A 12,043-nucleotide genomic window follows, 5' to 3' on the forward strand; every position below is an offset into this window, starting at 1 on the left:
AACACTGCACCGCCCCCAGCGGGCGCGAGGAACTGCCCGGGACCCACCGGCCCGCCGATGGCCTGCAGGCTCCGGAACCCTGCGCCACCCCAGGGGCGCGAGGAACCACCTGCCCGCCGATGGCCCTGCAGACTCGGGAACCCAGCACCACCCCACGGACGCGAGGAACTGCGCGGGGAACCACCTGCCCACGGATCGCCCTGCGCGTTCGGGGCCCCGCCCGCGTGGGCGGCTCGTCGCGCAGTCCCCGCGCCCCCTGGGGGCACTGCAACGGGACGCCGTGCTATTCGGCGGGCACCGAGTCCTTCACGCGGGGCGCGAGTTCCGCCAGGAGTTCCTCGAAGCGCGTGGCGACCAGTTCCGGGTACTCCATCATCGCCACGTGACCGGCCAGGGGAAGGACGAGGAGGCGGGAGTCGGGGAAGGCCAGGGACGCCCGGCGGGCCATGCGGTAGCCGACGAGCTTGTCCTTGAGGCCGTAGACCAGCAGGGTCGGGGCGGTCACCCGGGCCGCCTGACGCCAGAGCGAGCGCTCGCCGCGCTCGGTGTAGGCGCGGACGATGCCGCGGGCGCTGCGGGAGAGGACGTCGAGGGCGTAGGGCAGCTCCGCTCGGCGGCGGTACTCCGCCGCCATCAGCGCCCGCCGCTCGGCGGGGATCCGGCCGGGGTCGCCGTAGCAGAGGTCGAGCAGCGCCTGCGTCTGCTGTTCCAGCGCCCGGCCGCGCGAGGCCCTGCGGATGACTCCGGCGGCGCCGGGCATGCCGAGCAGCGCCGTCGGCCAAGCCGTGGTCTGCGGCGGCAGCTCGGGCAGCGCCGGGGAGATGAGCGTGAGTGTGCGCACCAGGTCCGGCCGGAGCGCCGCCAGGCGGGTCGACACCGCGCCGCCGAGTGAGTTGCCGAAGAGGTGGACCGGGCCGCGTCCGCTCAGCTCGATGAAGTCGATCACCGCCCGCATGTGCGCGTCGAGGGAGAGGTCGGCGTCGTCCGGGGGCGGGGACTGGCCGAAGCCGGGCAGGTCGAGCGCGTGGCCGTCGACCGTGCCGGCCAGCTCCGCCATCAGCAGTTCCCAGTTGCGCGTGCATCCGCCGAGGCCGTGCACGAAGAGCGCCGGCGGCAGACCGGCGCGGTGCGGAGGCTGCGCCTCGGCGAAGAGCGGACTCCCCGGCATCCGCAGCTCGCGCAGGTGGTCACTTCCGGCGGCGGTCTCGGCCTCGAATGTCTCGCGCAGTCCACTCATGAGGACGATGCTAAGAGTGCGGTGCCGCGAGGGCACCGGGATCCGGGCCAGGGAGGCAGCCATGTCCGAGGTGAACGAGGCCGCGCTCGACTCCCTCGAGGTCGCCGAGGCGGACGAGCGGCCGGAGGTCGAGCCGGAGGACGAGGGGAACGTGGACCCCGTGCCGGAGCTCAACGAGGACGATCTCGCGCTGGAGTCACCCGAAGCGGACACCGTGCAGCAGAAGGTCGAGGTTCGAATCGACGAGGACGAGTACCGCTAGCCAGGCCCCTTGTGGAATCCTCACAACCCATGGACCGTACTTTCTGGCCTCGACCTGCGGCGCTGGGGATTACCCACAAGTAGGATGGCCGTGAGTACGGCCCGACCGGCCCCGGGGCTCCCGGTGCCGCCGAGATGTTGAGTGAGGAGCACCGTGACGGCGATCCAGGACACGGCCGAGCGCCCCCGCGGCACTCGCCTGCCGCGCAGTGCCCGACGCAACCAGCTGCTGGGCGCGGCTCAGGAGGTGTTCGTCGCCCAGGGCTACCACGCCGCGGCGATGGACGACATCGCCGAGCGCGCCGGCGTCAGCAAGCCGGTCCTCTACCAGCACTTCCCGGGGAAGCTGGAGCTCTACCTCGCGCTGCTGGACAAGCACTGCGAGGCGCTGGTCGAGTCGATCCGCACCGCGCTCGAGGCCAACACCGACAACAAGCTGCGCGTCCTGGCCACCACCGAGGCGTACTTCGCCTACGTCGCCTCCGAGTCCGGCGCGTTCCGGCTGGTCTTCGAGTCCGACCTGACCAACGAGGACGCGGTCCGCGAGCGCGTGGAGCGGGTCACCAGGGACACGGCCACGCTGGTCAGCAAGGTCATCGCCGAGGACACCGACCTCCCCGAGGAGGAGGCCATGCTGCTGGCCGTCGGCGTGTGCGGCCTGTGCCAGATCACGGCGCGCTTCTGGCTCGCCCAGGGCGGCAGCATTCCGCAGGACGAGGCGGTCCGCATGGTGTCCAGCCTGTCGTGGCGCGGCCTCAAGGGCTTCCCCATGCACGGCGGGGACGCCGCGCACTGATCCCCAGGCCGTATCGTGGGGCCGTACGGCGCGCGGCCGGTCCGGTCACGCGCGGAACGACGAACGCCTGTTTGATGGGGCCGGAGGGACGAAGCCGTGGAGGTCAAGATCGGCGTGCAGAACGCGGCTCGGGAGATCGTTCTCGAGAGCGCGCAGTCTGCCGACGAGGTCGAGAGCGCGGTCGCGGCGGCGCTGGACGGCACTGCGAAGCTGCTGAAGCTGGCGGACGAGCACGGACGCAAGATCCTGGTCCCGGCCGAGCGCCTGGCCTACGTGGAGATCGGTGAGCAGGCGCCGCGCAAGGTCGGCTTCGGCACGCTCTGATCATCCTGAGCGACGATCGGAAGATCGCGCGAAGAAACCTGGAACGCCCCGATCTCCTCCTCAGGGAGGAAATCGGGGCGTTCCACTTGTCCGGGTATTTCCTGGACACCTTCTGGGTAGGCATGTCCCGACCGCACTGACGCCGTCGGCAGGAGGCCGCGACCATGACCGTCGAGCTGATCGCATTCTCGATCGTCGGCCTGGCCATCGGGTTGGGCGCCGCCGTGCTGCTCTCCGACCTGTTTCCCGCGCCGCGCGTCGTCACCGCGCTGACCGGCCTCTGCTCGGCCCTGCTGCTCGGCGGGGTCGCCCACGCCGCTTTCGGCGACGGACACCCGGTCGAGGCGATCGTGTGCGCCGCGCTGGGATCCGCGGCGATGGTCTCGCTGCTGGCCCGCCCGGACCAGCGTTCAGCCCGTCACCGCCCCAAGCACGCCTGACGCACGCCGAGACCCGCCGCCCTGCGCGGTTCGGGGCAGATCGGGCGTCCCACCGGAACCCGACGGGCCTCGGCCGACCATGTCGGCCGGACCCGCGTCGCCTGCCGCCGCATCTCGCACGGGCTTCCTCCCGGCCGGAAGACCGGCGGACTGTCGGGCCCGGCCGAGTACGTCCCGTACGAGACCGACCCTCCGCCCTGCGACGCACGGCGCCGCCCGTCACTGACGGCGCCGCCGGCCGATCCCGCCGCGAACGGTCGGTCAGGGCCTAGGAGGCGAGACCCAGCGCCGCCATCCGCCGCGTGTGCGCCTCGGTGATCCGGTTGAACATCTTGCCGACCTCCACCAGATCGAAGCCGCGCACCTCCACGCCGCCGATCAGCAGGTTCGACAGTGCGTCGCGCTCCGCGACGACCCGCTGGGCCTGGCTCAGGGCCTCGCCCATCAGCCGGCGGCCCCAGAGGGCCAGCCGGCCGCCGATCCGCGGGTCGGCGGCGATGGCCTCGTGGACCTTCTCCACCGCGAACTCGGCATGGCCCGTGTCCGCCATCACGCCCAGGACCAGCTCGCGCGTGTCGTCGTCGAGCCGGACCGCGACCTCGCGGTAGAAGTCGGCCGCGATCGAGTCGCCGACGTAGGCCTTGACCAGGCTCTCCGGCCAGTCGGCCGGGGCGGTCATGCGGTGGAAGGAGTCGAGCGGCTCCGCGAAGGGCTGCATCGCCTCGGCCGGGACCACGCCGATCTCCGCCAGCCGGTCCCGCAGCTGCCGGTAGTGCCCGAACTCCGCCGCGGCCATGCCGGCGAGCGCGGCCTTGTCCTCCAGACTGGGCGCGAGCTTCGCGTCCTCCGCCAGGCGCTCGAAGGCGCTGAGCTCGCCGTAGGCGAGCGCGCCGAGCAGGTCCACGACCGCCGCGCGGTACTCGGGGTCCGCCGAGCAGCCGGCCCAGTCGCCGATCGACGGGTACACCACCGCGGCCTCGTCGCTCCCGCCGTTCGAGTCGTTGTCGGCGTTCACAGCGGTTTCGGACGTCTCCGCGTTCACAGCCTTCCCCCCGGCCCCGGACCCCACGGACTCGTCCTTGCTTGCTTCAGGCGTCTCCATACGCGGCACCTTAGTGGCCCCAGGTGGCCGCAGATCGCACGAAAGCGGGCGCGAACATGCGTGATGTCGTCCGCGTCACATGTTCGATCTTCACCTTGCCGGTATGGTGGTAGTGAGGCCTGGCATGTTCCGCGATTCGGAAAGGTGCCGCGCCTCACGTACGCGGATGCCCGGTCGGTCGCACGATCGGCTCCGACCGACCCCGCAGTGGCCGAGCGAGGGCCGCCGCAGACCGCGCAGCCGCGGTCCCGCGCCGGGCCTCCGATCAATGCCTCTCACTGCGCTGCGTCGCGTCCGCTCCCCAGGGACGGGTCCATGGACGAATGGCCCCGCGACGCGCCGCCGCGTGAGCTGGCCGCGAGGAAACCGGTTGCGGTCTGCGCGCCCGTCTTGTGAGGGCGCCCGGCCCGCCCCGCGATCGGCCGCACCACTTCCGGAAGAGGCACAGCCCTGACTACGTTCCGTGAACTCGGCATTCTTTCCGAGACCGCAGAGGCCCTCGAGGCCGTCGGCATCACTACTCCCTTCCCGATCCAGGAGATGACCCTCCCGGTCGCCATGACCGGCCACGACGTCATCGGCCAGGCCAAGACCGGCACCGGCAAGACCCTGGGCTTCGGACTTCCCATCATCGACACCGTCCGCGTCGCCGCCGACGTGGACGCCGGCCGGATCACCGCCGCCGAGCTGCCGACCGCGCCCCAGGCGCTGGTCGTCGTGCCGACGCGTGAGCTCTGCACCCAGGTCACCAACGACCTGCTCGTCGCCGGCAAGGTGCGCAACGTGCGCGTCCTCTCCATCTACGGCGGGCGCGGCTACGAGACCCAGATCGAGGCGCTCGAGCGCGGCGTCGACGTCATCGTCGGCACGCCGGGCCGTCTGCTGGACCTCGCGCGCCAGCGCAAGCTGAACCTCTCGGCGGTCCGCGTCCTGGTGCTGGACGAGGCCGACGAGATGCTCGACCTGGGCTTCCTGCCCGACGTCGAGAAGATCATCGACATGCTGCCGGCGCAGCGCCAGACCATGCTGTTCTCGGCGACCATGCCGGGGGCGGTCATCAGCCTGGCCCGTCGGTACATGAGCCGCCCGACGCACATCCGCGCCACCGCGCCGGACGACGAGGGCGCGACGGTCGCGAACATCTCCCAGCACGTCTTCCGCGCACACTCGCTCGACAAGGTCGAGATGGTCTCGCGCATCCTGCAGTCCGAGGGCCGCAACCTGGCGATGATCTTCTGCCGGACCAAGCGGACCGCGGCCGACGTCTCCGAGCAGCTGACCAAGCGCGGCTTCGCCGCGGGCGCGGTCCACGGCGACCTCGGCCAGGGCGCGCGCGAGCAGGCGCTGCGCGCGTTCCGCAACGGCAAGGTCGACGTGCTGGTCTGCACCGACGTCGCCGCCCGCGGGATCGACGTCGAGGGCGTCACGCACGTCATCAACTACCAGTGCCCCGAGGACGAGAAGACCTACCTGCACCGCATCGGCCGTACCGGCCGCGCGGGCGCGTCGGGCACCGCCGTCACGCTGGTGGACTGGGACGACATCCCCCGCTGGCAGCTGATCAACAAGGCGCTGGACCTCAAGTTCAACGACCCGGAGGAGACGTACTCGTCCTCCCCGCACCTGTACGAGCAGCTGAACATCCCCGCCGGCACCAAGGGCATCCTGCCCCGCGCCGAGCGGACCAGGGCCGGTCTGGACGCCGAGGAGATCGAGGACCTCGGCGAGCCGGGCGGCGGTCGCCGTAAGCCCGCGCGCGACGCCGACCGCGAGCGTCCCGCGGGGCGCCGCGACCGCGACCGTCCCCGTCGCCGCACGCGCGGCGAGGCGAACGCCCAGGAGGAGCCCGCCACCGAGCGCGGCTCCGACAGCACGCTCGCCGGCACCGCCGGTGCGGACGCCCCGAAGCGCCGTCGTCGGCGTACCCGTGGCGGCGCGGACGGTCAGGTCGAGGCCGTGCAGGCCCTGGCTCCGTCCACCGCCGTGACGTCCGAGGCCGACACCGCGGTGGAGCAGGCTCCGGCCGAGCCGCGCCGCCGCCGCAGCCGCGGCGCGAAGGCGGCGCAGGCCGCCGAGGCCCCGACCACCGAGACCACGGAGGTCGCGCAGGTCACCGAGGCGTCGACGCAGCCCGCCGCGACCGCTGCCGCTCCCGAGGCCGCGGCCGAGGTGGTGGAGGCGGCTCCGACGCGTCGCCGCTCCCGTTCGGCGGCCGAGCCCGCCGCGACCGGGACCGCCGTCGGGACGGCTCCCGCGACGACCGAGGCCGTGGAGCCCGTCGCCGAGGCGACCCGTGCTCCGCGTCGCCGCAGCCGGGCCGTCGCGCAGGCGGAGCCGGTGGCGGCCGAAGCCGCGGCTGTGGTGGTCGAGGAGGTCGCCGCTCCGGCTCCGCGCAAGCGGACCCGCGCGGCGAAGGCCACGGCGGAGACCGCTCCCGCGGAGACCCCCGCCACGGCCCCCACCGCCGTCGAGGAGGCCCCGCGCCGCGGAAGCGCACCCGCGCCACCAAGGCCACCGCCCCGACCGCGGCAGAGCCCGTCACCGAGGCCCCCGAGGCCACCGCCGCCCCCGTGGCGGAGGAGACCCCGGCCCCCCGCAAGAGCACCCGCGCCACCAAGGCCACCACCGCGCCCGTCACCGAGGCCACGCTCGAGGCCGTCGCCCCGGCGACCAGGCCGATCGAGTCGGTCCAGGACGAGGTCACGGCCGCCCCGCGCCGCCGGACCCGCGCCGTGAAGGCGACGGACGAGGCTCCGGCCGCGGCTGTGGTGGTCGAGGAGGTCGCCGCTCCGGCTCCGCGCAAACGGACCCGCGCGGCGAAGGCCACGGCGGAGACCGCTCCCGCGGAGACCCCCGCCACGGCCCCCACCGCCGTCGAGGAGGCCCCCGCGCCGCGGAAGCGCACCCGCGCCACCAAGGCCACCGCCCCGACCGCGGCAGAGCCCGTCACCGAGGCCCCCGAGGCCACCGCCGCCCCCGTGGCGGAGGAGACCCCGGCCCCCCGCAAGCGCACCCGCGCCACCAAGGCCACCACCGCGCCCGTCACCGAGGCCACGCCCGTGGCGGTCGCCCCGGCGCAGCCGGTGGCGGCCGAGGTCCAGGCTGGTGCGGTCGCGCCGCGCAAGCGGCGGCGGGCCACGTCGGGGGTGACCGACCCTTCGGCGAAGCTCGCCAAGACCCCCGAGGCGCCCGCCGAGGCCGCTCCGGCTCCGGTCGAGGCCGCGCCCGTGCCCGCTCCGCGCAAGCGGCGCCGGGCCACGGCCGGGGTGACCGACACGACGGCCAAGGCCGCCGCCACGGCGACCGCCGTGGCGAAGGCCGAGAAGTCCGAGAAGGATGTTCCCGCCCAGCGTGCGGAGGCGCCGAGCGCCGAGGCCGAGGGGGAGCGTCCGAAGCGCAAGCGTCGCAGCGTGCGTCTGGCCGAGGCCGCGGCCAACAGCGCGGCCGCGGAGACGGCGCGGGCGTAACGCCGGATCGTGCGCGACACAGGGCGCGGCGGGTTCACAGGGCTTCGGCCCGGTGAACCCGCCGCGCCCTTCGCCTTGTCCGCCACCTGCGCGTCATCTGCCCTGACTACGCTCACAGGCGCAGTCCCGCACCGCGCTTCGCCGCACGCCAGGAGGTTCCACCGATGAGCACGCCGCCCTTTCTGACCCTGCCCGCGTGTGCGAGCAGCACGCGCCTGCGGACGGAGCGCGGTGAGTTCGCCGCCCTGCACGCGGTGCCGCGGACCGGGCCCGCCAAGGCGCTCGCGCTCCTGGTCCCCGGCTTCACCGGCAGCAAGGAGGACTTCATCGCGCTGCTGGAGCCGCTCGCCGAGGACGGCTACGAGGTCCTCGCGATCGACCAGCGGGGGCAGTACGAGACCGGCGGCCGCGACGAGGTCGCGGCCTACGCCCTGGAGCAGCTCGGTCTCGACCTGCTCGCCGTCACCGCCGAGCTGGGCGAGCGCGCCGCGGGACGGCCGCTGCATCTGGTCGCGCATTCCTTCGGCGGTTACGTCGCGCGGGAGGCGGCCCTGCGCGCGAGCGGCCCGGACCTGCCCTGGGCCTCGCTGACGCTGATGAGCACCGGCCCGGCCGCGCTGGAGGATTCGGAGACCGAGCGGGCGAAGCTGCTGCTGGCGGCCCTGCCGGTGATGACGCTGGAGGAGATCTGGCGCGCGATGCAGGAGATGGACCAGGGCAGCGGCGGTGCCGCGCAGCTCGCGCCCGAGATCGCCGACTTCCTGCACCGCCGCTGGCTGGCCAACGTGCCCGCCGCGCTGACCGCGATGGCGGAGCAGCTGATCTCGGAGCCGGACCGCGTCGACGAGCTGGCGGGCCGATCCTTGCCTAAACTCGTCGTGTCCGGCGAACGCGACTACGCATGGCCGGTGGAGCTGCAGGCCGAGATGGCCCTGCGGCTCTCTGCCGAGCACATCGTCATTCCCGGCGCGGGTCACTCGCCCAACGCGGAGCGGCCCGGAAGCACCGCGCTGTCACTGTCCGCCTTCTGGTCCAGCGTCAACTGACCGCTCGTCAGTTTTCTTCTGTTTCATCCCGGAATACCGCCGGGCGGGTGAGTCGTTGGACCCTTCGAGGGACGTGACAGCAGTGCATGCAGTGCATGCAGTGCATGCAGTGAGTCCAGTGGGTCCAGTGCGTGCGGTGCGTGCAGTGACCGGGACGAACGACTGCCGCGGACTTCGACACGAGCGCTCAACGGTTCGCTCATCGGCTCGAAACAGGCCTCGCGCAGTCTGGTGAGCACCAGGAGAAGGGAGAGGCCCATGCCATTCGAGATCTTCCGCCTCGACGAGGCGGGCGGTACCGCCACGGATGCCCTGATCGCCGAGGCGGACGCCGTCCGCGACATCATCGACACGGCCGCCGCTGCAGGCGAACGGCTGTACATCCGACCGGTCTCGGCCACCGGCACGACCGCTGCGGGCGCCTCCGCCTTCTGACGTACCCGGCCGGTCCCCCGGCCGGGTGATCGTCCTTGACGGACCGGTTCCGACGGAGGACCGTGGTCGTCTATGAGGGGCGAGCCCAGTTGCCCGAGGTGCGGGGGCCGAGTCCGCGCCCCGGGATTGTTCACCGACACCTGGCAGTGCGACGCGCACGGAACCGTCTACCCACTGCAACCGGTCGTCCCGCCGAGCGTCGAAGCACTGGGCGTCGCGGTGGCCCGCGCGGAGGTTCCCGTCTGGCTGCCCTGGCCCCTGCCCGTGGGCTGGCTCTTCACCGGAATCGCGCACGCCGGTGACGACGTCTCCGGAACCCGCGCGACCGCCGTCGCCTGCTCGGGGCCGGGCCCGCTCGGCGGTCCGGGCGAGCTGCTGCTGGTCGCCGAGGAGCTCGGCGTCGGCCTGGGCGCGCGCTACGCCGGACTACCCGGGCCCGATCCGGGGGACGCCATCGCGGTCCACCGGGCCCCGCACGCCAAGGTGCTGGCGGCCGGACGGCCGACCGCGCTATGGCACGTTCCCGACGCCCCGGACGACCGGGCGGTCTTCGTCGGCGAGGCGCGCGGGCTCTGGCTCTGGGCGGTGGTCTGGCCGGAGCGGTCCGGCCTGCTCATGTACGACGAGCTGGTGCTGACCGATCTGCGCGACGCGGGCGCGGAGCTCGAACTGCTGCCCTGCGGCGCGCTGTCGCCGCGCATCCTGCAGTAGCCGCGCCACCACGCCTGGCGTCCCGGCCCGGTCCGCGCTGCCCGTAGGCTGGGGGCACCGGCCGCAGTCCCGCCTCGTCCCCAGGAGTCCCTCCGGTGCGCATCGACCTCCACGCACACAGCAACGCCTCGGACGGAACGGACTCCCCCGCCGAGCTCGTCAGGAACGCCGTCGCCGCCGGACTCGACGTCGTCGCGCTGACCGACCACGACACCACCGGCGGATACGCCGAGGCCGTCGACGCCGTGCGCGGGACCTCGCTCACGCTGGTGCCGGGCGCGGAGCTCTCCTGCCGGGTCGAGGGGATCTCCATGCACCTGCTCGCGTACCTCTTCGACCCCGAGGAGCCGGCGTTCGCACGGGAGCGCGAGCTGGTCAGGACCGATCGGGTGCGGCGTGCGCAGGCCATCGTCGAGCGCTGCCGGGAGCTGGGCGCGCCGATCGACTGGGAGCAGGTCAGGCGGATCGCCGGCCGCGGCGCGGTCGGGCGTCCGCACATCGCCTCCGCACTGGTGGAGGCGGGGGTGGTGGCGAGCGTCGACGAGGCCTTCACACCCGAGTGGCTCGCCAACGGCGGGCGGGCGGACGTGCCCAAGCGCGAGACCGACCCGGCGGAGGCGATCCGCCTGGTACGCGGCGCGGGCGGCGTCCCGGTCTTCGCGCACCCGGGTGCGTCCAAGCGCGGCCGGACCGTCTCGGACGCGGTGATCGCCGATCTCGCGGCGGCGGGGCTGGCGGCGCTGGAGGTCGACCACATCGACCACGACGAGCAGACGCGTGCCCGGCTGCGGCTGCTCGCGGGCGAGCTGGGCCTGCTGGTGACGGGCTCCTCCGACTACCACGGCAGCCGAAAGACCGTCAGGCTGGGCGCGAACACCACCGATCCTGCCGTCTACGAGGCCCTCGTCGAGCAGGCGACGGGCGCGAAGCCCGTGGTCGGCTGAGCCCTCCGCCGGGCGCCCGCACGCCCGGCGCACTGGCGTGCGGACACCTGCTAATCTCTGGCCTCTCTCGACGGGCGCCACGGACGTGCCCGCGTTCAGCAGGGGTGGGATATTTCATGGCGATTCGCCGTGCCAAGCAGAAGCAGCAGGTCATCGAGAAGCTCAGCCAGGTCGCCCCGGCCGGCGAGACCTTCATCGCGTGCGTGCACGTGGAGACCGGTCCGAGCCCCTGGCTCAACGCCCTCTTCGACGAGGTCCCGGTGCTCGGCCTCGTCGTCGCGCTGACCCGCCGGTTCTACTTCCTGACGCTGACCAACACCTCGGTCGTCGTCAACAGCGCCAGCCGGTGGACCAACCGTCCCGGCGACGTGGTCATGGCCTTCCCGCGCGAGGCCTTCCCGGTCAGCCGCATCAAGCGGGCCTCGGTGTGGAGCTCGATGTACGTCGAGCTGACCCCGGGCGCGAAGCCGACCCGCCTCAACATCCACCGCTACTGGCGGACCGAGATGGACCAGCTCCTCGGCGCGCTGCCGCAGGCGCAGATCCCCGCCCAGGGCGGCGCCGTGAAGACGGGCCAGCCGCAGTTCTGATGCGGCACCGGACTGTCGGGGCCTGAGGCCCCGTCAGCCCCCGCCGGTCCGGGCGGTCCCGGTCAGTCACCGAGCGGGACGGACCTGCGCGTCTGGTCGCGCAGGTCCGTCCCGTGCCGGAGCCAGCGCTCCTGGAGGTCGGCGGCGCCGTGGACGCGCTTGTGGGCCGCCTCGTTCGGCGTCATCGGCAGCAGCGGCAGGAACCTGACCGCCTCGGCCGGCTCCGGAAGTTCGAGATCCTCGACCAGCCCACCGGGCTCGGCGACGAGGAAGCCGGTGAACGGCGCGCCCGGCCAGAGCGGTCCGCCGAGGTCCAGCGAGGCCCCGGGCGCCACGATCAACCCCTCCACCTGCGGCGAGGCCGCGAGCGTGGCGAGCGGGCGGAGCAGTTCGTCGCGTCCGCCCCGCAGCGTGACCACCAGCTCGGCGCGAGGTCCCGCGACCGGGTCGGCGACGACGGCGGTCGGATCGGCCATGGGCGCCGCCGACATGCCGAGCGTCGCGTAGCGGAAGAGGCCGTCGGCCTGCGGGAAGCGCAGGACCTCGATCCGGTCCGTGCCCAGGAAGGTGACCGCGGCGCGTCCGTCCGGCTCACCGAAGGTGCTGATCAGACGGGCTTCGACGGCGACGAGGACGGCGTCGGGCGCGGACGAGGCGGGCGAGGCGGCAGGGTGCGACATAGGCCAGAGC

12 protein-coding genes and 1 pseudogene are annotated in these 12,043 nt (G+C 73.5%); 10 read left to right on the plus strand and 3 right to left on the minus strand.

The window, feature by feature from the left end; genetic code table 11:
- Window positions 1–283 precede the first annotated feature (283 nt).
- Entirely contained in the window at window positions 284–1,237 is a 954-nt protein-coding gene (locus tag BS83_RS38315; RefSeq protein ID WP_084715270.1) for an alpha/beta fold hydrolase, read from the minus strand.
- Between the two features lie 61 nt (window positions 1,238–1,298).
- Here BS83_RS38315 and BS83_RS38320 point away from each other — a divergent pair, with 61 nt between their 5' ends.
- The 4 genes from BS83_RS38320 to BS83_RS38335 all read left to right on the plus strand — a co-directional run bounded on the left by BS83_RS38320 (window position 1,299) and on the right by BS83_RS38335 (window position 3,058).
- The gene (locus BS83_RS38320; RefSeq protein ID WP_037607913.1) at window positions 1,299–1,499 is read left to right on the plus strand and encodes a hypothetical protein; all 201 of its coding nucleotides are present in this window, start codon (window positions 1,299–1,301) and stop codon (window positions 1,497–1,499) included.
- Window positions 1,500–1,652: 153 nt separating this feature from the next.
- Window positions 1,653–2,294, plus strand: coding sequence for a TetR/AcrR family transcriptional regulator (locus tag BS83_RS38325; protein ID WP_037607915.1), 642 nt, complete (start codon window positions 1,653–1,655; stop codon window positions 2,292–2,294).
- Window positions 2,295–2,390: 96 nt separating this feature from the next.
- Window positions 2,391–2,618 carry a DUF3107 domain-containing protein gene (locus BS83_RS38330; protein WP_037607916.1) on the plus strand — a complete coding sequence of 76 codons (228 nt, stop codon included), beginning with the start codon at window positions 2,391–2,393 and terminating at the stop codon, window positions 2,616–2,618.
- 164 nt (window positions 2,619–2,782) lie between these two features.
- Entirely contained in the window at window positions 2,783–3,058 is a 276-nt protein-coding gene (locus BS83_RS38335) for a hypothetical protein (RefSeq protein WP_037607918.1), read from the plus strand.
- Between the two features lie 268 nt (window positions 3,059–3,326).
- On the opposite strand, the gene BS83_RS38340 is transcribed toward BS83_RS38335, so the two are convergent.
- The gene (locus BS83_RS38340) at window positions 3,327–4,160 is read right to left on the minus strand and encodes a ferritin-like fold-containing protein (RefSeq protein WP_084714756.1); all 834 of its coding nucleotides are present in this window, start codon (window positions 4,158–4,160) and stop codon (window positions 3,327–3,329) included.
- Between the two features lie 540 nt (window positions 4,161–4,700).
- Here BS83_RS38340 and BS83_RS38345 point away from each other — a divergent pair.
- The 6 genes and pseudogenes from BS83_RS38345 to BS83_RS38365 form a co-directional block, all read left to right on the plus strand.
- Window positions 4,701–6,922, plus strand: a pseudogene (locus tag BS83_RS38345) (DEAD/DEAH box helicase); the annotation flags it as partial.
- Between the two features lie 869 nt (window positions 6,923–7,791).
- Complete coding sequence (locus tag BS83_RS38350; protein WP_037607920.1) at window positions 7,792–8,673, plus strand: alpha/beta fold hydrolase; 882 nt, start codon at window positions 7,792–7,794, stop codon at window positions 8,671–8,673.
- Window positions 8,674–8,931: 258 nt separating this feature from the next.
- Window positions 8,932–9,108, plus strand: coding sequence for a hypothetical protein (locus tag BS83_RS46875; RefSeq protein ID WP_198035392.1), 177 nt, complete (start codon window positions 8,932–8,934; stop codon window positions 9,106–9,108).
- Window positions 9,109–9,180: 72 nt separating this feature from the next.
- Window positions 9,181–9,819 carry a DUF6758 family protein gene (locus BS83_RS38355; protein ID WP_037607921.1) on the plus strand — a complete coding sequence of 213 codons (639 nt, stop codon included), beginning with the start codon at window positions 9,181–9,183 and terminating at the stop codon, window positions 9,817–9,819.
- Between the two features lie 95 nt (window positions 9,820–9,914).
- Window positions 9,915–10,763 carry a PHP domain-containing protein gene (locus BS83_RS38360; protein ID WP_037607923.1) on the plus strand — a complete coding sequence of 283 codons (849 nt, stop codon included), beginning with the start codon at window positions 9,915–9,917 and terminating at the stop codon, window positions 10,761–10,763.
- 116 nt (window positions 10,764–10,879) lie between these two features.
- Window positions 10,880–11,353: a hypothetical protein gene (locus BS83_RS38365; protein ID WP_037607924.1), complete on the plus strand. Its 474-nt coding sequence runs from the start codon at window positions 10,880–10,882 to the stop codon at window positions 11,351–11,353.
- Window positions 11,354–11,415: 62 nt separating this feature from the next.
- On the opposite strand, the gene BS83_RS38370 is transcribed toward BS83_RS38365, so the two are convergent.
- Window positions 11,416–12,033 carry a suppressor of fused domain protein gene (locus BS83_RS38370; protein ID WP_051944942.1) on the minus strand — a complete coding sequence of 206 codons (618 nt, stop codon included), beginning with the start codon at window positions 12,031–12,033 and terminating at the stop codon, window positions 11,416–11,418.
- Between the last annotated feature and the right edge of the window lie 10 nt (window positions 12,034–12,043).

The organism is Streptacidiphilus rugosus AM-16, from assembly GCF_000744655.1.
GTDB lineage: Bacteria > Actinomycetota > Actinomycetes > Streptomycetales > Streptomycetaceae > Streptacidiphilus > Streptacidiphilus rugosus.

Coding starts and splice junctions, on each gene's coding strand:
- BS83_RS38315 (WP_084715270.1), bottom strand. CDS start 1,237: ATGAGTGGACTGCGCGAGACATTCGAGGCCGAGACCGCCGCCGGAAGT.
- BS83_RS38320 (WP_037607913.1), top strand. CDS start 1,299: ATGTCCGAGGTGAACGAGGCCGCGCTCGACTCCCTCGAGGTCGCCGAG.
- BS83_RS38335 (WP_037607918.1), top strand. CDS start 2,783: ATGACCGTCGAGCTGATCGCATTCTCGATCGTCGGCCTGGCCATCGGG.
- BS83_RS38340 (WP_084714756.1), bottom strand. CDS start 4,160: ATGGAGACGCCTGAAGCAAGCAAGGACGAGTCCGTGGGGTCCGGGGCC.
- BS83_RS38350 (WP_037607920.1), top strand. CDS start 7,792: ATGAGCACGCCGCCCTTTCTGACCCTGCCCGCGTGTGCGAGCAGCACG.
- BS83_RS46875 (WP_198035392.1), top strand. CDS start 8,932: ATGCCATTCGAGATCTTCCGCCTCGACGAGGCGGGCGGTACCGCCACG.
- BS83_RS38355 (WP_037607921.1), top strand. CDS start 9,181: ATGAGGGGCGAGCCCAGTTGCCCGAGGTGCGGGGGCCGAGTCCGCGCC.
- BS83_RS38365 (WP_037607924.1), top strand. CDS start 10,880: ATGGCGATTCGCCGTGCCAAGCAGAAGCAGCAGGTCATCGAGAAGCTC.
- BS83_RS38370 (WP_051944942.1), bottom strand. CDS start 12,033: ATGTCGCACCCTGCCGCCTCGCCCGCCTCGTCCGCGCCCGACGCCGTC.